At 42.8% G+C, this 22,924-nt stretch carries 11 protein-coding genes, 3 tRNA genes and 3 rRNA genes; 3 read left to right on the forward strand and 14 right to left on the reverse strand.

Annotated features, from left to right (window positions below; genetic code table 11):
* Positions 1–29 precede the first annotated feature (29 nt).
* The 8 genes from SB49_RS09080 to SB49_RS09115 form a co-directional block, all read right to left on the reverse strand.
* Positions 30–1,418: an NAD-dependent succinate-semialdehyde dehydrogenase gene (locus SB49_RS09080; protein WP_062055860.1), complete on the reverse strand. Its 1,389-nt coding sequence runs from the start codon at positions 1,416–1,418 to the stop codon at positions 30–32.
* A 451-nt stretch (positions 1,419–1,869) separates the two neighbouring features.
* Positions 1,870–1,944 (reverse strand) — tRNA-Val (locus SB49_RS09085).
* 105 nt (positions 1,945–2,049) lie between these two features.
* A complete protein-coding gene (locus tag SB49_RS09090) occupies positions 2,050–3,261 on the reverse strand; it encodes a bifunctional folylpolyglutamate synthase/dihydrofolate synthase (RefSeq protein ID WP_062055862.1) in 1,212 nt (403 codons plus the stop codon).
* 3 nt (positions 3,262–3,264) lie between these two features.
* Positions 3,265–4,104: a hypothetical protein gene (locus tag SB49_RS09095; protein ID WP_062055864.1), complete on the reverse strand. Its 840-nt coding sequence runs from the start codon at positions 4,102–4,104 to the stop codon at positions 3,265–3,267.
* Positions 4,105–4,106: 2 nt separating this feature from the next.
* Complete coding sequence (locus SB49_RS09100) at positions 4,107–4,493, reverse strand: ExbD/TolR family protein (RefSeq protein ID WP_062055865.1); 387 nt, start codon at positions 4,491–4,493, stop codon at positions 4,107–4,109.
* Between the two features lie 9 nt (positions 4,494–4,502).
* The gene (locus SB49_RS09105) at positions 4,503–5,195 is read right to left on the reverse strand and encodes a MotA/TolQ/ExbB proton channel family protein (RefSeq protein WP_062055867.1); all 693 of its coding nucleotides are present in this window, start codon (positions 5,193–5,195) and stop codon (positions 4,503–4,505) included.
* Positions 5,196–5,243: 48 nt separating this feature from the next.
* Complete coding sequence (gene nhaD / locus SB49_RS09110) at positions 5,244–6,575, reverse strand: sodium:proton antiporter NhaD (RefSeq protein ID WP_062055869.1); 1,332 nt, start codon at positions 6,573–6,575, stop codon at positions 5,244–5,246.
* Between the two features lie 16 nt (positions 6,576–6,591).
* The gene (locus tag SB49_RS09115; RefSeq protein ID WP_062055871.1) at positions 6,592–7,818 is read right to left on the reverse strand and encodes a Glu/Leu/Phe/Val dehydrogenase dimerization domain-containing protein; all 1,227 of its coding nucleotides are present in this window, start codon (positions 7,816–7,818) and stop codon (positions 6,592–6,594) included.
* 317 nt (positions 7,819–8,135) lie between these two features.
* Between SB49_RS09115 and SB49_RS09120 the strand changes: the two genes are divergently transcribed.
* The 3 genes from SB49_RS09120 (at position 8,136) to SB49_RS09130 (ending at position 15,589) form a co-directional block, all read left to right on the forward strand.
* Positions 8,136–9,278: an acyl-CoA dehydrogenase gene (locus SB49_RS09120; RefSeq protein ID WP_062055873.1), complete on the forward strand. Its 1,143-nt coding sequence runs from the start codon at positions 8,136–8,138 to the stop codon at positions 9,276–9,278.
* 327 nt (positions 9,279–9,605) lie between these two features.
* Complete coding sequence (gltB, locus tag SB49_RS09125) at positions 9,606–14,114, forward strand: glutamate synthase large subunit (RefSeq protein WP_062055875.1); 4,509 nt, start codon at positions 9,606–9,608, stop codon at positions 14,112–14,114.
* A gap of 8 nt (positions 14,115–14,122) precedes the next feature.
* Positions 14,123–15,589 carry a glutamate synthase subunit beta gene (locus SB49_RS09130; RefSeq protein WP_062055877.1) on the forward strand — a complete coding sequence of 489 codons (1,467 nt, stop codon included), beginning with the start codon at positions 14,123–14,125 and terminating at the stop codon, positions 15,587–15,589.
* Between the two features lie 70 nt (positions 15,590–15,659).
* On the opposite strand, the gene SB49_RS09135 is transcribed toward SB49_RS09130, so the two are convergent.
* From SB49_RS09135 to SB49_RS09160, 6 genes are all read right to left on the reverse strand, one after another.
* Positions 15,660–16,913: an MFS transporter gene (locus SB49_RS09135; RefSeq protein WP_062055879.1), complete on the reverse strand. Its 1,254-nt coding sequence runs from the start codon at positions 16,911–16,913 to the stop codon at positions 15,660–15,662.
* Positions 16,914–17,149: 236 nt separating this feature from the next.
* Positions 17,150–17,261, reverse strand: a 5S ribosomal RNA gene (gene rrf, locus SB49_RS09140).
* A gap of 126 nt (positions 17,262–17,387) precedes the next feature.
* A 23S ribosomal RNA gene (locus SB49_RS09145) occupies positions 17,388–20,219 on the reverse strand.
* A 183-nt stretch (positions 20,220–20,402) separates the two neighbouring features.
* Positions 20,403–20,476 (reverse strand) — tRNA-Ala (locus tag SB49_RS09150).
* Positions 20,477–20,598: 122 nt separating this feature from the next.
* Positions 20,599–20,672, reverse strand: a tRNA-Ile gene (locus SB49_RS09155).
* A gap of 134 nt (positions 20,673–20,806) precedes the next feature.
* Positions 20,807–22,324 (reverse strand): 16S ribosomal RNA (locus SB49_RS09160).
* Together the 16S, 23S and 5S rRNA genes with 2 tRNA genes alongside form the textbook arrangement of a ribosomal RNA operon.
* Positions 22,325–22,924: the final 600 nt, after the last annotated feature.

Consider the following 22,924-nt stretch of genomic DNA (forward strand, 5'->3'; position numbering starts at 1 on the left):
ACCATTATACTAAAAATGATATTGGAATATTAACCACCTATAGTAATCCCTTTTACATTAACAAATTCCTTCATACCGAAGCCTCCATGTTCCCTTCCGAAACCAGAGTTTTTTACACCCCCAAAGGGCATCGATGGTGATGCTAATCCAAACGTGTTGATAAAAATCATTCCCGTATCAAAATGTTTCTCGGCCAACTCGGTAGCTTTTGCAATGTCTTTGGAAAAAATTCCACCTCCAAGGCCAAATCTACTGTCATTTGCAATGCGCATGGCATCTTTCTCGTCCTTGGCTTTAATCAATGAGGCCACAGGTCCAAAAAGTTCATCATCGTATGCTGGCTGACCCGGTGTTACATTTGCAAGAATTGTAGCCGGATAGAAAAATCCTTCTCCCTCCGGAATATTTCCACCACATAGAATTTCAGCCCCATTAGCTACACTTTCTTGTACTTGTTCGTGTAAAGTTTTGCGTAAATCTTCACGGGCAATAGGACCCAGATCATTTTCTGAAGACATAGGGTCCCCCACTTTTAGGGCTTTCATGGCTGAGACAAATGATGCTTTAAATTTATCATACACCTTGTCTACCACAATAAATCTTTTGGCGGCAATACAAGTTTCTCCATTATTGTAAATACGTCCCTTTACACACATCTCAACTGCCAACTCCAGGTCTGCATCCTCTAAAACAATATAAGCATCATTGCTTCCCAGCTCCAATACAGTTTTCTTTAATACCGCACCCGCTTTCTCACCAATCTTCTTACCTGCAGCGGAGCTCCCTGTTAGGGTAATGCCCCGTACATAATCATTTTTTATAATTGCATCTGATTGCTCATGATTAATGACCAGGGTACTGAACAAATACTCTGGCAAACCTGCCGCTGCAAATACGCGTTCCAATAATTTCCCTGTTCCGGTAACATTGGAAGCGTGCTTCAATAGGATTCCATTCCCTGCCATTAAGTTTGCAATGGCATATCTCACCACTTGATAGGACGGATAGTTCCACGGCTGTATCCCATAAATAACCCCTATTGGCGAATAGCTTACTATTCCCTTGTCCCCATCTGACAAAGTTCGTTTTTCGTTTTTTAGTTCTTCTGGACCATGTTCGGCCGTATACTCACAAATGGCAGTACAAAGATCTACCTCATGTTCACTTTGAGCTAATAGCTTTCCCATTTCCTTGGTCATAAGTTCAGCTATTTCCGTTTTGTGCTCTTGGAGACTCTTCCCAATGGCTTTAATTTTATCTGCCCTTTCTCCAAGAGAAAAATGCTTCCATTTCTCAAAGGCATCATGACACCTTTTTACTGTCTTTTCAGCTTCCTCACTTGAAATGTATTCGTGATTTGAAATTTCTTTTCCCGTAGTTGGGTTAATTGTAGTTATAACTTTTTCTTTCATATTCATGGCCGTTTCTTTTTTGTTCTAGCTAAAGTTCTAATTTATTAAGATTTCCGCTTGGCTCTATTCATTTCATCATTGACGCGAATGCGGTTGTTGTGAAGAGTTTAACGTTCTAAGGGCGGGGCAATAGCCTGATTTGCCACTGTTGGCTCCATAAGCAATCGCCAAGTCATTTCCACAAGACGTTAATAGAAGATTGCATAACGTAGGATTGAATAGTTTGTAATGAGCGAAAATGAAGAGAAAAATAAGAATTTTATTGAAGCATATTATTGGAACAAGCATCAAGAATAGAAAATTCTTGCAGTTCAAGATATAAATGGGAACAAAATAATTTTAATTGAAGATTACATCATGGGAGATGCCTGCGCTAAGCACGATATGCTTCAAAGAATCTTTGGAAATGTTATAAACGAAAAAATCCCATTCACATAGTGAACAGGATTTTTTTTTGTGGGCCCTACTGGGTTCGAACCAGTGACCCCCTGCTTGTAAGGCAGGTGCTCTGAACCAGCTGAGCTAAGAGCCCGTACTTGTAAACCAATTTTTCAATTAATTTCTCGCTTCTCATTTCTCGAAGCGAGTGCAAATATAGTATAGTTTTTGATTCCCCAAAAGAAAAAATGAAAAAAAATCAAACTACTTCAGCAACCACAAAATTACTACCTCCTACGTATATGAAATCGGAATTTTCGGCTTCATTTTTGGCAGAAACAAGTGCTTCATTTACAGAATCATACACTTCACCAATCAAACCATATTCTGCAGCTTTTTCCTGTAGGAGCTTTTCATCCAGCCTTCTCACTATTTTTGGGGAACAAAAATAATACCTTGCCTCCACAGGAAAAAGTGGTAAAATTGTTTCGAGGTTTTTATCTTTTACAAAGCCCAGGACAAAATGTATGGTTTTATATTTTTGTTGGTTAATTTGCTGCAATACAACAGCAAGTCCTTCACTATTATGGGCCGTATCACAGACAGTTAACGGATGTTCACCCAAAATCTGCCATCTACCCAAAAGGCCTGTATTTTCAACAACATGTATAAGCCCGGCTTTGATATGATCTTCTTTCACATCGTACCCCTTTAGTTGTTTCAAGGTAGCCAGCACCCCCTTTACGTTCATCCTTTGATAATTTCCTAGCAAGGAAGTCTTATAATCGGGTAATTTCTCCTTTTCGGCAAATATAATTACCGCATCGCGAGCCTGAGCTGCCTCCCTAAATACCGCAGCCACTTCTTCTTGATATTCACTAATCACTACTGGCACATTAGGCTTTATGACTCCAGCCTTCTCCGAGGCAATCTGAGGTAAGGTGGTCCCCAACATATCCATATGGTCCAAACCAATATTGGTGATCAAGGAAACTTCAGGTATTATAATATTTGTTGAGTCGAGCCTTCCTCCCAAGCCCACTTCTATAATGGCTATATCCACTTGCTCAAGAGCAAAGTATTCAAAGGCCATGCCTACGGTCATTTCAAAAAAAGAAAGTTTGTTTTCGGTAAGAAATACTTTGTTCTTAGCTACAAAATCTATCACAAAGTCTTCACTTACATGAACCCCGTTGATTTTGATACGCTCTCTAAAGTCCTTTAAATGAGGTGAGGTATAAAGACCTACTTTATATCCTGCCTCCTGAAGTACAGAGGCCAACATATGGCTACTGGACCCTTTACCATTAGTGCCTGCAACATGAATGGTCTTAAATTTTTTTTCGGGGTGATTTAAATGATCTACAAGTTTAATAATATTGTCCAGCTTTCCATTAAAGGCAGACTTTCCCTTTTGCTGGTACATTGGAAGTTGTGCAAACATCCAATCCAAGGTTTCTTGATACCTCATGAATTACTCTCCCAATTTAAAATTGACAACAACAAACCCTATTTGTTGGCTGGGAGCATTGGAATCGAGGTTCCATTTGTGCAAAAAGGCGGTTCTTTTTGCAGGTTCCAAAAGACATGGGCTGTTATTTGTTGTGCCTTTCACACCAGGAGTGGCACTTACAACCTTTCCGTTTCTATCCACGACAATCTTTACCACAACCCTTCCTTCTTCGTTACACTCTTGCTGAACCTTCCCTTGGCTCACCAAGGATCTTCCATTTAATCCATATCCTCCAGTTCCAGAACCAGAACCTGCACTGCCATAGTAACTAGTGGCATAAGGATCACCATCTGGTTGTCCTTTATCACCTGCTCTATTATCATTGCCTTCACTACCAGTTGCAGTCCCATCATTTTTTGGGCCATTGATGATACTGGATAGCGCATCCGTAGTAGATTTGGATGGCTTGGGGGTTTCCACAGGCTTCTTAACCTCTTCTTTAGGTTTCGGATCTACCTTGGGTGTATTTTTTACTTCCTTTTTTTTGGGAGGGATAACTGGAGCATCCACATCTTCATTGGTTAAGACCTCCTCCATTTTCTCTTTTGGGGTCTCTGTTACCGTGGCCTCTACTTTTTGCTCTGGCTGCACTTCTTGTTTGGGTGCTGTTTTGATAAGTTCCTTTGGCTGAATGTTTCCAGAACCAAATTCCATGGTTCCGAAATTGACAGAAATTCCATTTTCTATGGGCGGATCCATATAGGTGAGACCTATATAAAAAAGCAAAAGAAGAAGCACACTTAACAACACGGTTGTAAGGGTAAAAGACTTCTTCTTATGTTTTGTATCTAATAATGACATTTTTAATTGGGTCGCACGGCCAAGATGACCTTATAATTATTTCTATTAGCGATTTCCATAACATTTACCGCCTCTTTTATAGCAACACTTTCTTCTGCCCTGAGAATAATTGTTGGCTTCTCTTGTCCTTCCAGAGCCTTTTTTAATTCGATCTCAACATATGCCCCATTGATCCTCTGATTGTCCACATAATACTCCAAATCTTTAGTAATACTTACAGATACATTTTGGGTATTGGTAGATTTGCCTTTTGCCTTGGGCAAAAGTAGATCAAGTGCATTGGGCGAATTAGCTGTGAGCATGAAGAAAATCAGCAACAGAAACACGATGTCCGTCATAGAGGACATGCTGAAATCTGGACTGACTTTGTTTCTTCCTTTTAGTTTCATAGCTACGGATTAAAGGGGTTCGTTCAGGAGATCAAGGAAATCAACAGCATTGGCTTCCATCTTATGGACTACCTTATCTGTTCTATTGACCAGATGGTTATACCCTATATATGCAATAATACCCACAATTAGACCTGCAACAGTAGTTGTCATCGCGGTATATATCCCTGAAGCCAAGGATCCCATTTCCGCCTGACCTCCACTACTGGCCATTTGATGAAAGGCAAGAATCATTCCAATTACCGTTCCCAAGAAACCAATCATTGGTGCAGCACCGGCAACTGTTGCCAAAACGCTCACGTTTCTTTCCAATTTGTAAACCTCCAAGGTGCCAGCATTTTCAATAGCTGTATTGATATCGTCCAAGGGCTTCCCAATTCTGGAGATTCCTTTTGCCGTTAACCTGGCCACAGGAGAATCCGTTTGGGCGCATAGCAATTTTGCTGCCTCCAACTTTCCATTGGACACGTGGTCCCTAATTTGGTTCATGAAATTACTATCGATCTGAGAGGCCGCCTTTATGGCAAAAATTCGCTCAAAATAAATGTACAAGGCCACGAACAACATGACAAACAATACGGAAATGATAAGAATACTTCCGGTGCCTCCATTAACGATCAAATCGATTACGGAAAGCGTTTTTTCCTCCGACACAACTGCGTCAACAGCTGGATCTTGGACAAGATCTTGAAATAATAACATAGGTTCTCTTATTAGTGTTGCCGTTATAACGGTTATTTGTCATTTAAATTATGCGTTCAATATTAAATCTCTCAACAAAATAAATGAAACAGCTCCAGCCAAGAATCCAACCAGCGCCAACCATGCTATTTTCTTGAAGTACCAGAAGAAATCTATCTTCTCCATCCCCATGGCGACTACCCCGGCTGCGGACCCAATAATAAGCATACTACCACCAGTTCCAGCAGAATAGGCTATAAAGTGCCACAAAGGGCTGTCCATTCCCTCAGAGAACATTCCAATACTGGCAGCTACCAATGGCACGTTGTCTATAACTGCAGATCCAACACCCAATAACATAACTACGATGTCTGTATTAGGTATGGCCGAATTTAATCCTTCAGCAAAGTGGAATAACATCCCCAATGACTCCAGAGCAGCTACCGCCAATAATATCCCCAAGAAGAACAAGATACTTGGCAATTCAATTTTTGACAAGGATGAATGTACAGGACTATGGTGCGCTGCAGCATCACTCTCCCCGTCAACGTTGGAAAGACTAAACTTGGTGCTACTATAAAGTTCAGCAAAAGTAGCTACAACTGCCAAAGACAACATCATACCCACGTAAGGAGGAAGATGGGTGATTGTTTTAAAGAAAGGAACAAAAACGATAGCTCCCAATCCCAGGTACAGCATGGTAGATCCGAATTTCGATTTTGGCACCTCTTTTTCAAACTCACCATCTATATTACCTTGAAATGCTTTGAACCTACTGGCAATTAATGTTGGCACCACCATACATACAATGGAAGGCAACAAAACGTGTTCTACCAACTGTAGGGCAGAAACCTTATCCGCTATCCACAACATAGTAGTGGTAACATCACCTATAGGAGACCATGCCCCACCGGCATTAGCAGCGATTATCACCATCCCGGCAAACCACAATCTGGTTTCCCTGTCCTTGATTACTTTTTGTAAGATCGTGATCAATACAATAGTAGCTGTTAGGTTATCAATTATTGCAGAAAGTATAAAGGCAAGGATGGAAAATAACCATAAGAGTTTTTTCTTGCTCCTTGTTTTAATAAATCCTTTTATCGTTGCAAAACCATCAAAGTAATCTATGATCTCTACAATGGTCATAGCGCCCAACAGAAACACCAAAATTTCCGCTGTCTTGCCCAAATGATGCAATAATATCTCATCAATGTGAGTAGGCTCTAACTCCCTTAATTCAGCATTCACCTCGAATACCGGCATGTGCGTCAAGGCAATTATAGCCCAAAGCAACGCCATCATTGCCAAAGCGGGAATCAGCTTGTCTATTTTAAGGTTATGCTCTAGGGTTATCGCCAAATAACCCACAATAAATACAATAATGATAATGGTCTCCATTTTCAGTTGGTTTAATTTATACTAATTGTTTCAATGCAATCTCAAAGGCTGTTTTACTCAAGTTTACTTTAGAGGCATTTTGTTTAAATATATTCAAAATAGCTTTACGAATTGTTTCGGAAGTATCCTGAAATATTAATTCATCATCCATTGGCACCCTGCGTTCCATAAAATAGGCAAACACTCTTGCCATTCCACAATTGGAAATAAAGTCAGGAATCAAACTTACCTTTTCGTCAGTGTATTCCATGATAGGTCCAAAGAATATTTCTTTATCTGCAAACGGAACATTGGCCCCACAGCTAATCACCTCAAGACCCGATGCGATCATTCTCCCTATTTGATCCTTAGTAATTAATCGGGAAGCGGCACAAGGTGCAAATATTTCGGTCTGAATATTCCAAATCTTACTGTTGATCTCTTCAAAAGACATCATCCCATCAGCAACCAGGGTGTTCCCTTTCTTATCCAGGTAAAATGATTTTATTTCTTCAAATGAAAATCCTTCTTCGTTAATCACACCCCCATCCCTATCGATAATACCAACAACTTTTGCGCCCATTTGAGCAAAGTAAAAAGCTGCTGCTGCACCTACATTTCCGAAGCCTTGGACCACAGCCCTTTTCCCTTTCACGGTTCCTCCGAAAATATCGTAATAATGTCTTACAGCTTCCGCGACCCCATAACCGGTGATCATATCTGCTACGGTATACTTCCTAGCGGTGGAAGGAGAATACTTTCCACTTTCTAAAACTTTGATGACTCCCAATCGCAATTGACCAATTCTATTGATCTTATCGGCTTCCGTTGGTTTAAAATGACCGTTAAACACACCTTCCTGAGGGTGCCAAACACCTGAATCTTCGGTAATTGGAATAACTTCATGGATTTCATCCACATTTAAATCTCCACCAGTCCCGTAATAACTTTTCAATAAAGGGGAAACTGCCCGGTACCACCTTTCCAATACCCCTTTTTTTCTAGGATCGCTTGGATTAAAGTTAATACCTGATTTTGCACCACCTATTGCCGGTCCTGAAACTGTGAACTTTACTTCCATTGTCTTTGCCAAGGAGAGCACTTCATTCATGTCCAATCCTTCACGCATTCTTGTTCCTCCGCCTGCAGCACCTCCCCTTAGGGAATTTATGACTGTCCAGCCCTCTGCTTCAGTTTCTGGATCCTTCCAATTAAAAACAATTTCGGGGGCTTTATTTTCGTATATACTAAGTAATTCTTTCATTATAATCGATCAATTAAATTTATGTAAACAAACATTGTCATTCATACACTCTTCAAAATCATTAAGTTATCTGCTCCCAAGGGAGCTAATGCTGTCTCATAAATTACTTGTTTAAATCAATTGATCTTTTCCTACCGCAACAAATATAAAAATATTGAATTGGTTTTACGTTTTTTAACCTTTGCTAATGAAAAATAATTTTCATGAAGATATTTACTTCCAGATGAGAAAAATCCGATATAATGCACTAAACTTAATTGAATATTTGTCAGCATAGCTGTATATTTGAGCCTCATTTTTAATCATATCGCATATTTATGGACTTTACATTATCAGAAGAGCAACGAATGATCCAACAAGCAGCTAGGGATTTTGCTCAAAACGAACTACTCCCAGGTGTAATTGAAAGGGATGAAGCTCAAAAATTCCCTACAGAAGAGGTTAAAAAAATGGGAGAATTGGGATTTATGGGCATGATGGTAAATCCAAAATATGGCGGTAGCGGATTGGACACATTGTCCTATGCCATTGCCGTAGAAGAATTATCGAAAATAGATGCTTCTGCCTCCGTTATAGTTTCTGTTAATAATTCCTTGGTTTGTTGGGGACTGGAAACATTTGGTACCGAAGCACAGAAAGAGAAATATCTGCCCAGACTTACATCTGGAGAAATTATAGGTGCTTTTTGCCTATCGGAACCTGAAGCCGGAAGTGATGCAACTTCACAAAAAACTACGGCCATTGACAAGGGCGACCATTATATCTTAAACGGTACAAAAAACTGGATTACCAACGGTAATTCGGCCGAAGTCTATTTGGTCATTGCCCAAACGAATGTAGAAAAAGGCCACAAAGGAATAAATGCCCTGATCGTTGAGAAGGGGACCCCTGGATTTGAAATTGGCCCTAAAGAAAATAAATTGGGTATTAGAGGTAGTGACACACACTCCATAATGTTCAATGATGTTAAGGTACCCAAGGAAAATAGAATAGGTGAAGACGGGTTCGGTTTCAAATTTGCTATGAAAACCCTAGCAGGTGGACGAATAGGCATCGCTGCCCAAGCTTTGGGAATTGCAGCCGGAGCTTACGAAATGGCCAAAAAATATTCAAAAGAAAGAAAAGCTTTTGGAACAGAGATTATGAACCATCAGGCTATCGCCTTTAAATTGGCGGATATGCATACACAGATTGAGGCTGCCCGCCATATGGTATACAAAGCCGCATGGGACAAGGACAACGGAAATGACTATGATCTTTCTGGCGCCATGGCCAAACTTTATGCCTCACAGGTGGCAATGGACACCACTGTTGAAGCGGTACAGGTACATGGTGGAAACGGATTTGTAAAGGAATACCATGTTGAAAGACTTATGCGCGACGCCAAAATCACCCAGATTTATGAAGGAACTTCTGAAATTCAAAAAATTGTTATTTCAAGGAGTATCTTACGTAATTAATCACCACATTTTAAAAGAACACCAAATGAACCCCCTGCTAAAACAGGGGGTTCATTGTTATGTGCTGCGTTTAACCAAATTTCACCCCCTATAATTCAAAACAAGAAGGTATAAATTAAGTATTTTAATATCCTATCCCCCTATTCTTGATGGATGCATCATATTAAAAGTGCCTATTTATTAATTTGACAAATATTCCATCACTAAAAATTAAATATGAATATTTTTCAATGAAATATTCCAAAGACTACTTTTTTTGTTACATTATACTTCATAAGCTGCATTTAATGCACTAAATATGATATTTTTGAGGAAATATCATAATTTATGAAGTTGATAAAGCAAGGGTTGTACCTACCGGAATTTGAGCATGATAACTGTGGAGCAGGATTTATATGTAGCCTAAAGGGAAATAAATCGAACGATATTATCCACAAGGCGCTGGAAATATTAGAGAAATTGGAGCATAGGGGCGCAGTAAGCTCTGATGGAAAAACGGGGGATGGTGCCGGAATTCTTATAGATGTACCCCATGATTTCTTTACCGAAGTATGTGATTTTGAACTAACAACACCAGGCAACTACGCTGTTGGTAATATATTTCTACCCCAAAAACAAAATCAAAGGGAGTTCTGCATTTCAATTTTTGAGGAGAACATCGCTAAACAGGGCCTAAAATTACTGGGCTGGAGAGATGTTCCGGTGAATAAATCAATTCCTGGGAGAATTGCTTCAGAAACAGAACCTTTTGTAAAACAGGTTTTTATTGCCAAAGCCAACAACGATCAAAGTTTTTTTGACTTCAACCTTAAACTGTTCATTGCAAGAAAAACAACGGAACACACTATAATAGCCTCTAAACTCTCTGAGAGCAATTTCTTCTATGTTCCCAGTCTATCCACTAAAATAATCATCTTCAAAGGGTTATTAATGCCCGAAGATATCAGCTTATACTATAGGGACCTAATGGATCCTCGTGTTGTTACACGTTTGGCATTGGTACACCAGCGCTTCTCAACCAATACCTTCCCTACTTGGGATCTGGCACAACCTTTTAGATACATGTGTCATAATGGTGAGATAAATACGCTAAGGGGCAATGTTTCCAGAATGGTATCCAGGGAAGAGCTTATGAAAAGTGACTTGTTTGGTGATGAGATCAAAAATGTCCTCCCTGTTATCCTTCCTGGAAAATCAGATTCGGCCACTATGGATATGGTGGTAGAACTTTTATTGATGACTGGAAGATCGCTCCCAGAGGTAATGATGATATTGGTTCCGGAAGCTTGGGAAAAGAACCCTGAGATGTCCGAAGCAAAAAGGGCCTTTTACGAATACAATTCCTGTATGATGGAACCATGGGACGGTCCCGCTTCCATTCCTTTTACAGATGGGAATTATATTGGAGCAGTTTTGGACAGGAATGGCCTACGTCCTTCAAGATATTCGGTGACCAAAGATGGATATGTGATCATGTCTTCTGAGGTGGGCGTATTGGATATTGCTCCAGAGAACATAGAGATGCACGGTAGATTGGAGCCAGGAAAAATGTTCTTGGTAAATATGGAAGAAGGGAGAATCATCAATGATGAAGAAATCAAAGAGGAAATTGCACAAAGACATCCCTATAAAAAATGGCTTAACGACAATTTGGTCCACTTAAAGGACATTCCTTATAATGACTGCCCACTCTTCTTAAATGAAGCTACTGTTGAGAAAAGAAAGTCGATTTTTGGATACACCCAAGAAGACATCAATACCATTATACTTCCCATGGGCAAAACCTCCAAGGAGCCCTTGGGATCTATGGGTTCTGATACACCCATTGCGGTCCTTTCGGAACAGCCACAGTTGATCTATAATTATTTTAAGCAATTGTTTGCACAAGTCACCAACCCACCATTGGATGGAATTAGGGAAGAATTGATCACCGATATCAGTTTAACCTTGGGAAGCGATAGCAACATTTTTGATTTTTCTGAAAAACACTGTAGAAAGTTAAAAATCCAGAATCCGGTTATCTCAAAAGAAGACTTGGACAAAATCAAAAATTATGACGTCAGTCCAAATTATAAGGTAGTTTCCATCCCTATTTTGTACGAAATATCAAAAGGGCTCAATGGCCTGGAAGATGCCTTGGCATCACTATTAAAACAGGCAGAATCTGCCATTGATGAAGGTGCCAATATTATTATCCTTTCCGATAGGAATGTCAGTAAAGACCTTGCGCCAATTCCTGCATTATTGGCCTGCTCCTCCGTAAATAGTGGTTTACAAAAAATAAGAAAACGATCACAATTAAGTGTGATCATTGAATCTGCCGAACCACGTGAGGTTCACCATTTTGCCTTATTGTTCGGATTTGGCGCTAGTGCCATTAACCCTTATTTGGTCAATGAAATTATTGCAGAACAAATTGAAGAACACGACATAACTGAATATTCCTTTGATGAGGCCATTAAGAATTACAATAAGGCGATTGGCAAGGGAATCCTTAAGGTAATGAACAAAATAGGAATATCTACCTTAAATTCTTACAGGGGATCACAGTTATTTGAATGTATTGGTCTTAACACCAAAGTGGTGGATAAATATTTCCCAAAAACCCCAACGAGAATTCAGGGTATCGGGCTGTATGAGATAGAGAAAGAAATTGCAAAGCGCCATCAAAGAGCATACAAAATGCAAGATGTAGCTGCAGATCTAGATTTAGAAATAGGTGGCACCTACAGGTGGAGAAGGGATGGCGAAAAGCATGCCTTTAATCCAATGACTATTGCCAAATTACAAAAATCGGTACGTAACAACGAGCCAGAAACTTTCAAGGAATTTTCGGAATTGGTCAATGAGCAATCAAAAGGGCTAATGACTATAAGAGGATTATTTGAATTTTCCAATTATGACCCGGTTCCCTTGGAAGAAGTAGAACCATGGACAGAAATTGTAAAAAGGTTTAAGACTGGCGCCATGTCTTATGGCTCTATTAGTAAAGAAGCCCACGAGAATTTGGCCGTAGCCATGAACAGGATTGGTGGAAAGAGTAATTCTGGAGAAGGTGGGGAAGATGCTGAGCGTTTTTACAAAAACCAAACTGGTGATTGGAAAAATAGCGCCATAAAACAAGTAGCCTCGGGAAGGTTTGGAGTAACCTCCAATTACCTAACCAGTGCTAAAGAGATACAGATAAAAATGGCCCAAGGAGCCAAACCTGGGGAAGGCGGACAATTACCTGGGCCCAAGGTTAATCCTTCGATAGCAAAAACAAGAAACTCGACTCCTTATGTAGGATTGATTTCCCCTCCTCCACATCACGATATCTATTCCATTGAAGATCTATCCCAATTGATCTACGATTTAAAATCGGCCAATAGGGAAGCTCGTATAAATGTGAAATTGGTTTCAGAAATTGGTGTTGGTACTGTAGCGGCAGGAGTTTCCAAAGCAAAAGCTGATGTTATCCTAATTTCGGGACATGATGGCGGAACAGGAGCCTCTCCCCTAACCTCATTAAAGCATGCGGGACTTCCATGGGAACTTGGAATCGCGGAAGCGCAACAAACTTTGGTCATGAACGACCTTAGAAATAGAGTAGTTCTAGAATGTGACGGCCAATTAAAAACTGGAAGGGATGTTGCCATTGCCTGTTTGCTTGGAGCGGAGGAATTTGGTTTTGCCACGGCACCTTTGGTAGCCTCTGGCTGTATTATGATGCGTGTTTGTCATTTGAATACATGCCCAGTGGGAATAGCAACCCAAAATCCTGAACTTCGTAAGAAATTTGAAGGCAAACCAGAACATGTAGTCAACTATATGTATTTCATTGCCCAAGAATTGAGAGAGATCATGGCACAATTAGGTTTTAGAACCATAAATGAAATGGTTGGGCAAGTTCAAAAACTAGATCGTAATAAGGCCATTCAACACTTCAAGGCCGAAGGGATTGATTTAACTCCTATCCTGCACCAGGTGAATGTTCCCAAAGGAACAAAATTCTACAATACCCAGGCACAGGAACACCATATAGACAAGTCCATCGAATTTGAAATCATTGGAAAAGCACATCCTGCCCTGTTTAGGAAGGAAAAAATTTCATTAGATTTTCCAATATGCAATACTGACAGAGCAGTTGGCGCCATTATAAGTAATGAGATTTCCAAAATCTATGGGGCCGACGGTCTTCCTGAAAACACCCTAAAATTGAATTTTACCGGATCGGCGGGACAGAGTTTTGGAGCTTTTGCCACCAAAGGACTTACGATGATTGTCAATGGTAACACCAATGACTATTTGGGCAAAGGACTTTCTGGGGCAAAATTAATCATCAAAGTTCCTTACAAATCCACGCTCAAACCAGAAGAAAATGTGATCACGGGTAATGTTACCCTTTATGGAGCAACTTCTGGGGAAGCCTATATCAACGGAAAAGCCGGAGAACGTTTTTGTGTCCGTAATTCCGGGGCACATGCGGTTGTTGAAGGAATAGGGGATCATGGATGCGAATATATGACCGGTGGTGTTGCTGTTATCCTAGGCCAGGTCGGCAGAAACTTCGGAGCTGGAATGAGCGGCGGAATTGCTTATGTTCTGGATGAAAAAGGAACGTTCGATAAACATTGTAACAAGGAAGCCTTGAATTTATTATCGGTAAGTGAAAGCGAGGATATCAGCCAATTAAAAACGCTGATAGAGAACCATTACAATGCGACCCTTAGTCCATTGGCGCAACGTGTACTAGAAAAATGGGAGGAGATGTTGCCCAAATTCATCAAAGTCTTCCCAGAAGAATACAGACAAGCATTAATACGGCTTGAGGAAGAAAAATTAAAAACAATATAATCGAAGCTATGGGAAAGATAACTGGATTTTTGGAATTCGATAGAAAAATAGAGGAATACGTTCCTGTTGAGGAACGGGTGAAGAACTACAAGGAGTTTACCTTACCTTTAAAAGAAAATGAACTTAAGGATCAAGGAGCCCGATGTATGGATTGTGGAATTCCTTTTTGCCACAGCGGGTGTCCATTAGGGAATTTGATTCCCGATTTTAATGATGCCGTGTATAAGGGCAAATGGGAAAAGGCTGCAAAAATATTACATTCTACCAATAATTTCCCGGAATTTACGGGTAGGTTATGTCCCGCACCTTGTGAAGAAGCCTGTGTGTTGGGCATCAATGAAGACCCTGTTTCTATTGAAAATATAGAAAAAAATATTGTCGAAACAGCTTTTACCAAAGGGTGGATAACCCCAGAACCTCCTACCAAAAGGACAGGCAAATCCGTTGCCGTTATTGGCTCTGGACCAGCTGGTCTTGCTGCTGCCCAACAATTGAATAGGGCCGGTCATTTGGTAACGGTTTTTGAGAGGGACCAAAAAGTTGGCGGTCTACTTAGATATGGAATTCCGGATTTTAAAATGGAAAAACATGTTATTGATAGAAGGCTGGAGGTTTTGGAAGCAGAGGGCATCGTTTTTAAAACGGGTATCAATGTTGGGTTGGATATCACCGCAGATGAACTAAAAAACGAATATGATGCCTTGGTGCTCTCCGGTGGCGCAACCATAAGAAGAGGACTTCCTACAAAGGGATCGGATCTTAAAGGCGTGGTTCAGGCAATGGATTTCCTTAAGCAAAACAATAAACGTGTAGATGGTATTAAAGACCTAGGGGAAGAAATAAAAGCAACTGGTAAAGATGTCATTGTTATTGGTGGTGGGGATACAGGATCTGATTGTATAGGCACCTCGATTAGACACGGGGCACTTTCCGTTACCAATTTTGAAATAATGGAGAAAGCCACCTTGGAACGCCCTCAGGACCAACCATGGCCATTTTGGCCGATGAGACTGCGTACCAGCTCTTCGCATAAAGAAGGTGCGGAACGTTTCTTTAGCATCTCCACCAAAGAATTTGTTGGGGACAAAGACGGTAATTTAACAGGATTGATCACCGCCGAAGTAGAATGGACCCACAAACCGGGAGAGCGACCTAATTTAAAAGAAGTTCCGGGGACCGAAAAACAATGGAAATGTGAGCTTGCTCTTTTAGCTTTGGGCTTTACTGGTTCTGAAACCACTATAGCTGACCAATTAGGCTTAGAAATGGATCCTAGAACCAATGTGAAGGCCTCTATAGATAATTACATGACCAATGTCCCAGGCGTATTTGTAGCTGGTGACCAACGAAGAGGGCAATCACTTATCGTATGGGCCATTTCAGAAGGTAGACAAGCTGCACATCACGTGGACGCCTATCTTATGGGCTCCTCTATCTTGCCTTTAAAAGGCGATGGGGACCTACCTAGGATATAAATCCTTCCTAATAAAACAAGAGCCGTAACCTTATAAGTTACGGCTCTTTTTATTCGTAAAAAAAACACCTCTAGGGAGTTTTTTTACCTGTTCGAATTGTCTTATTCTTAATAATGGGCTTTGCCCAAAAACTAATGCTCAGTATATATCCAAGGGCCAAAAATACCAACAGCATTCCGATCCTCAATGAAAATAGGTCACTTATAAATCCGATCATCAGCTGCACCACCGCCCCTCCCATAATACCTGTCATTAATATTCCAGTCATAGATCCATGATGTTCTCGGATAGAATTTAGAGCAAGTGAAACTATGATAGGAAACATGACGGAGAGAAAAAATCCACTTAATTGAAATCCATATAGTGAAATATTTGCCCCTCCGAACAAACCTCCAGTAAAACTCGTAATTGCTAAAAGTGCAAAGACTCTCAAGATCAACTTGCTATCCCAAATTTTAAGAAGTACAAGCCCAAAAATGCCCCCAATGGTCATAAAGCCCCAAAAATTAGCAACAGCGCTAGCGCCTATGGTTTCATAGTCCAAGCCATGATACACCTGTAAAAACTTCGACATCCAATAAGAAATTCCCTGTTCGGCACCTACATAAGCAAATATGCCAAAAAAATACAACACGACAATTCTGTTCTTGAAGAGCGACACATAGATATCCTTGGTGCCTACTTTTTCCTCTGTGGTCAAAGTAATGCGAGGTAAGGAAACGGTAGTCACTAGCCCTATCAACAACAGACTTATCCCGGCAAATATGGCGTACATGGCAACCCATGACATGTCTTGTGGAACAATCTTAGAAAGAAAAGTTATGAGAACGGAAGACTCGGATTCCTTTTTTGCTACATGAAGAACGATATAGGAATACACCAAGGGACTTATAAACGAAGCTGCACCGAACATCAATTGTCCCAATACAGAAGTAAAGGCAAAATTCTCTTCTCCCCCCGCCACTCTGAGCAAAGGATTGATCACCACCTGTAATACGGCCATTCCCGTTCCTATGACAAATAAACTGGTTAGAAAAATAGGGAAGGTCGGAAAAAATACAAATAAAACAGATCCTAAGAATGCCAATAACAGACCAGTCACCAAGAGTTTCTTTTCCCCATATTTCTCCAGGATAAAGCCCGCAGGAATGGACATAAAGCCATAGGCTATAAAAAATGAAAAGGGCAAAAAGCTGGCCATTGTTTCACTAAGATCATAACTTAAGGATACGCTGGGATTAAGGGCGCCCAATATATTTGTCAAAAAGGAGATTACGAAGAAGGTAACCAATATCAATGCTACTACCCGATAATTTCGCTTCATAGGAGAGGGATGTGCTAAATTTTCCTACAATATACCTAAAACCATTATGAAAAATCATCGGATAAAGCCTGAATACTAAAAGTACCAAATTGACTATTGGGCAAATTTGTGTTTAAATTGAAAAGACAGACTACAATTTCAAGGAGGAATGCTGAAGGAATGTGCGTCGAAAACTTTTTTTATTTCAGTTTATGGCATAAAAAAACCCCTCATCGTTGGATGAAGGGTTCTTCAAAAAAAGGCGGCGACCTACTCTCCCACTTGGTATAGCAGTACCATCGGCGCAGATGGGCTTAACTTCCCTGTTCGGAATGGAAAGGGGTGGGCCCCATCGCCAGAGCCACCTTAAGTTTTAAGTGCACGCTCTTGATTGTGCACTGTTGCGATGTTTCGCGCAACGAATATCGTTAACATAAAGGGACAGGGTGCGTCCTAATTAAAGGACGCCACGGTAATACAATTCACGGGGCGCGGTTGCGCAAGTCTACGGGCAATTAGTACCACTCGGCTACGACATTGCTGCCCTTACACCTATGGCCTATCAACGTGGTCATCTCCCACGGCCCTTTAAAGAAATCCCATCTTGTGGCGGGTTTCGCGCTTATATGCTTTCAGCGCTTATCCCATCCCGACTTAGCTACCCAGCAATGCTCCTGGCGGAACAACTGGTGCACCAGAGGTCGGTCCAACTCGGTCCTCTCGTACTAGAGTCAGATCCACTCAAATTTCTAACGCCCGCAGTAGATAGAGACCGAACTGTCTCACGACGTTCTGAACCCAGCTCGCGTGCCACTTTAATGGGCGAACAGCCCAACCCTTGGGACCTTCTCCAGCCCCAGGATGTGACGAGCCGACATCGAGGTGCCAAACCCCCCCGTCGATATGAGCTCTTGGGGGAGATCAGCCTGTTATCCCCGGCGTACCTTTTATCCTTTGAGCGATGGCCCTTCCATGCGGAACCACCGGATCACTATGCTCTTGTTTCCAACCTGTTCGGCCTGTATGCCTCTCAGTCAAGCACCCTTGTGCCATTGCACTCTACACACGATTGCCAACCGTATTGAGGGTACCTTTAGAAGCCTCCGTTACTCTTTTGGAGGCGACCACCCCAGTCAAACTACCCACCACGCACTGTTCTCTCTAATGAGAGTTAGGCCCCGAATAAGCAAAGGCTGGTATTTCAACAATGGCTCCACAACGCCTGGCGACGCCGCTTCACAGCCTCCCAGCTATCCTACACATTACTTACCCAGGGTCAATACGAAGCTATAGTAAAGGTGCACGGGGTCTTTTCGTCCCACTGCGGGTAATCGGCATCTTCACCGATACTACAATTTCACCGAGCTCATGGTTGAGACAGTGTCCAGATCGTTGCACCATTCGTGCAGGTCGGAACTTACCCGACAAGGAATTTCGCTACCTTAGGACCGTTATAGTTACGGCCGCCGTTTACTGGGGCTTCAATTCAATGCTTCTCCGAAGATGACATCTCCTCTTAACCTTCCAGCACCGGGCAGGTGTCAGGCCCTATACTTCATCTTTCGATTTTGCAGAGCCCTGTGTTTTTGATAAACAGTCGCCTGGACCTCTTCACTGCGGCCCCCCCAGAGGGGGGCGACCCTTCTCCCGAAGTTACGGGTCTATTTTGCCTAGTTCCTTAACCATGAATCTCTCGAGCGCCTTAGAATACTCATCCCAACCACCTGTGTCGGTTTAGGGTACGGGCTGCTTCACTTGGTTTTCTCGGAGGATGTTATGCTGGATTATCACCTTGGCCGAGGCCTCGGTGTACTATCGGGGCGTCACCGCTCCCTTCAACGTACTATTCCGTCAGTACGCACCAACGCCACATCCCCGTCACTTTTATTGTGAGCAGGTACCAGAATATTAACTGGTTGTCCATCCACTACCCCCTTCGGGTTCGCGTTAGGTCCCGACTGACCCCCAGCTGATTAGCATAGCTGGGGAAACCTTGGTCTTTCGGCGTGCGGGTTTCTCGCCCGCATTATCGTTACTTATGCCTACATTTTCGTTTGTAGCTCCTCCAGCATCCCTTACGGAACACCTTCAGCGGCACTACAATGCTCCCCTACCCCTCCAATAAATTGGAAGTCACAGCTTCGGTGATATACTTATGCCCGATTATTATCCATGCAAGATCGCTCGACCAGTGAGCTGTTACGCACTCTTTAAATGAATGGCTGCTTCCAAGCCAACATCCTGGCTGTCAATGCAATCTCACCGCGTTTTATCAACTTAGTATATACTTGGGGACCTTAGCTGGTGATCTGGGTTCTTTCCCTCTCGGACATGGACCTTAGCACCCATGCCCTCACTGCTGACCATCATTTTATAGCATTCGGAGTTTGTCAGGAATTGGTAGGCGGTGAAGCCCCCGCATCCAATCAGTAGCTCTACCTCTATAAAACTATATGTCAACGCTGCACCTAAATGCATTTCGGGGAGTACGAGCTATTTCCGAGTTTGATTGGCCTTTCACCCCTACCCACAGGTCATCCCAAGACTTTTCAACGTCAACGGGTTCGGTCCTCCACTGTGTGTTACCACAGCTTCAACCTGCCCATGGGTAGATCACACGGTTTCGCGTCTACCACTGCTAACTAAAGCGCCCTATTCAGACTCGCTTTCGCTACGGCTCCGGACCTGAAGTCCTTAACCTTGCTAGCAACGGTAACTCGTAGGCTCATTATGCAAAAGGCACGCCGTCACACGTAAACGTGCTCCGACCGCTTGTAGGCGTATGGTTTCAGGATCTATTTCACTCCGTTATTCACGGTTCTTTTCACCTTTCCCTCACGGTACTGGTTCACTATCGGTCTCTCAGGAGTATTTAGCCTTGGCGGATGGTCCCGCCAGATTCACGCAAGGTTTCACGTGCCCCGCGCTACTCAGGATACCACTATCGGTAACGGTCTTTACCTGTAAGGGGCTATCACCCTCTACGGCCAAGCTTTCCAACTTGTTCCAGTTCATTACGCACCGAATGTCGTGGTCCTACAACCCCGATATTGCCGAAACAATATCGGTTTGGGCTAATCCGCTTTCGCTCGCCACTACTAACGGAATCACTATTGTTTTCTCCTCCTCCGGGTACTTAGATGTTTCAGTTCCCCGGGTTTGCCCATCTTGCGATGTACTAGTTCTTCAAACTAGTGGGTTGCCCCATTCGGATACCTGCGGATCATTTCGTGTGTGCCGATCCCCGCAGCTTTTCGCAGCTTATCGCGTCCTTCTTCGCCTCTGAGAGCCTAGGCATCCCCCATACGCCCTTATTTAACTTGTCGCACCTGCTTCGCCTTGCGGCCAAGCATGCGCCCTCGTAATATTATTCGTATTAATTTCCATGACGTACAATCATCCCTGGTGGTATGAATTGTACGCACTTTGTCCCAATATGTCAATGAACGTTTCGGCGAGGATACTAAGTGATGAATTTGATAACATCCCTAATACCGTCTTGTGCCGTTGTGGAGAATATCGGAGTCGAACCGATGACCTCCTGCGTGCAAGGCAGGCGCTCTAGCCAGCTGAGCTAATCCCCCATTTCGAAATTCCGGATATCGAACCCTGAATCGGTAATGAGTAGAACCCTCTGCTCCTAGAATTTCCTTCAATCTGTCAATCAATGAACTTTTTACATTCTTCCCCTGGGGGAGTCCTGTTGTAGTCTCAGGCAGACTCGAACTGCCGACCTCTACATTATCAGTGTAGCGCTCTAACCAGCTGAGCTATGAGACTCTCACTTTGCGGGACCTGCGTCCCAATCAATATATTATATGACAATAATTATAAGACAGCAATAAATTGAACAATAACCTAAAAAATACAAGGACTGAATTCTTCTTCTCTATCGTCGAGATGCTTTTCTCTAGAAAGGAGGTGTTCCAGCCGCACCTTCCGGTACGGCTACCTTGTTACGACTTAGCCCTAGTTACCGATTTTGCCCTAGGCCGCTCCTTGCGGTGACGGACTTCAGGCACTCCCGGCTTCCATGGCTTGACGGGCGGTGTGTACAAGGCCCGGGAACGTATTCACCGGATCATGGCTGATATCCGATTACTAGCGATTCCAGCTTCACGGAGTCGAGTTGCAGACTCCGATCCGAACTGTGACCGGTTTTATAGATTCGCTCCCTGTCGCCAGGTGGCTGCTCTCTGTACCGGCCATTGTAGCACGTGTGTGGCCCAGGACGTAAGGGCCGTGATGATTTGACGTCATCCCCACCTTCCTCACGGTTTGCACCGGCAGTCTGGCTAGAGTTCCCGACATTACTCGCTGGCAACTAACCACAGGGGTTGCGCTCGTTATAGGACTTAACCTGACACCTCACGGCACGAGCTGACGACAACCATGCAGCACCTTGTGATCTGTCCGAAGAAGGCTCTATCTCTAAAGCTGTCAGACCACATTTAAGCCCTGGTAAGGTTCCTCGCGTATCATCGAATTAAACCACATGCTCCACCGCTTGTGCGGGCCCCCGTCAATTCCTTTGAGTTTCATTCTTGCGAACGTACTCCCCAGGTGGGATACTTATCACTTTCGCTTGGCCGCTCAGACCGAAGTCCGAACAGCTAGTATCCATCGTTTACGGCGTGGACTACCAGGGTATCTAATCCTGTTCGCTCCCCACGCTTTCGTCCATCAGCGTCAGTGTATGGTTAGTGACCTGCCTTCGCAATCGGTATTCTATGTAATATCTATGCATTTCACCGCTACACTACATATTCTAGCCACTTCACCATAACTCAAGACTACCAGTATCAAAGGCAATTCTACAGTTGAGCTGCAGACTTTCACCCCTGACTTAATAGTCCGCCTACGGACCCTTTAAACCCAATGATTCCGGATAACGCTTGGATCCTCCGTATTACCGCGGCTGCTGGCACGGAGTTAGCCGATCCTTATTCTTACGGTACCGTCACCGGGCTACACGTAGCCCTTATTCTTCCCGTATAAAAGCAGTTTACAATCCATAGGACCGTCTTCCTGCACGCGGCATGGCTGGATCAGACTTCCGTCCATTGTCCAATATTCCTCACTGCTGCCTCCCGTAGGAGTCTGGTCCGTGTCTCAGTACCAGTGTGGGGGATCTCCCTCTCAGGACCCCTACCCATCGTTGCCTTGGTGTGCCGTTACCACACCAACTAGCTAATGGGACGCATACTCATCTTATGCCGTGACCTTTAATCAGAAAACGATGCCGTTCTCCGATACCATGAGGTATTAATCCAAATTTCTCTGGGCTATCCCTCAGCATAAGGCAGATTGTATACGCGTTGCGCACCCGTGCGCCGGTCGTCGGCGGTGCAAGCACCCCGTTACCCCTCGACTTGCATGTGTTAGGCCTGCCGCTAGCGTTCATCCTGAGCCAGGATCAAACTCTTCATCGTTGTTTTGTAAATATTATTACATCTGCAAACTTTAAATTGTCCGAACCCAGCCCTTAGTATTCTATAAGCTAATTTTATTCAATTTTTTATCCGATTCCCGTTTCCGGTAATCGGACGCTGTCTTACAATATGTCAATGAACTTGTCTATTCTTGTTTTTGTTCTGTCGCTCTGTCTCCCAAAGCGGGTGCAAATATACAACCCTTTTTGTTCCCCGCAAATAAAAAATGAAAAACTTTTTCCTTTTCTCTTTTGCCACTCCAGAACCTTCAATGAACACGGCCTTCCGACCGTTTTTCCCTCCGCAACCCTCGTTGTTTCGGGCTGCAAACCTACAACCTTTCCGCAATTCAACAACACTTTTTTTTGCCTTTTTTTATTCTTTTTTTTAGCCCCATCGGAGCGCATTGGATTACAGGGATTTACGGATGAAAAAAGTTGTGTATTTTTCTTGGGGCAAGGATTGGGCTGCCTGTCTGAGCTCTTTGCCTAAACCACCACTATTTAGGTGTTCTGATTAAAATCGGCAGATTGGAGAGTTCCTTCTCTCAAAACTAATCGTAAAAAAAGGCAAAAGCGAGTAGCGAAAGCCTGGTTCTGC

It is taken from the genome of Sediminicola sp. YIK13 (genome assembly GCF_001430825.1).
Taxonomy (GTDB): Bacteria; Bacteroidota; Bacteroidia; order Flavobacteriales; family Flavobacteriaceae; genus Sediminicola.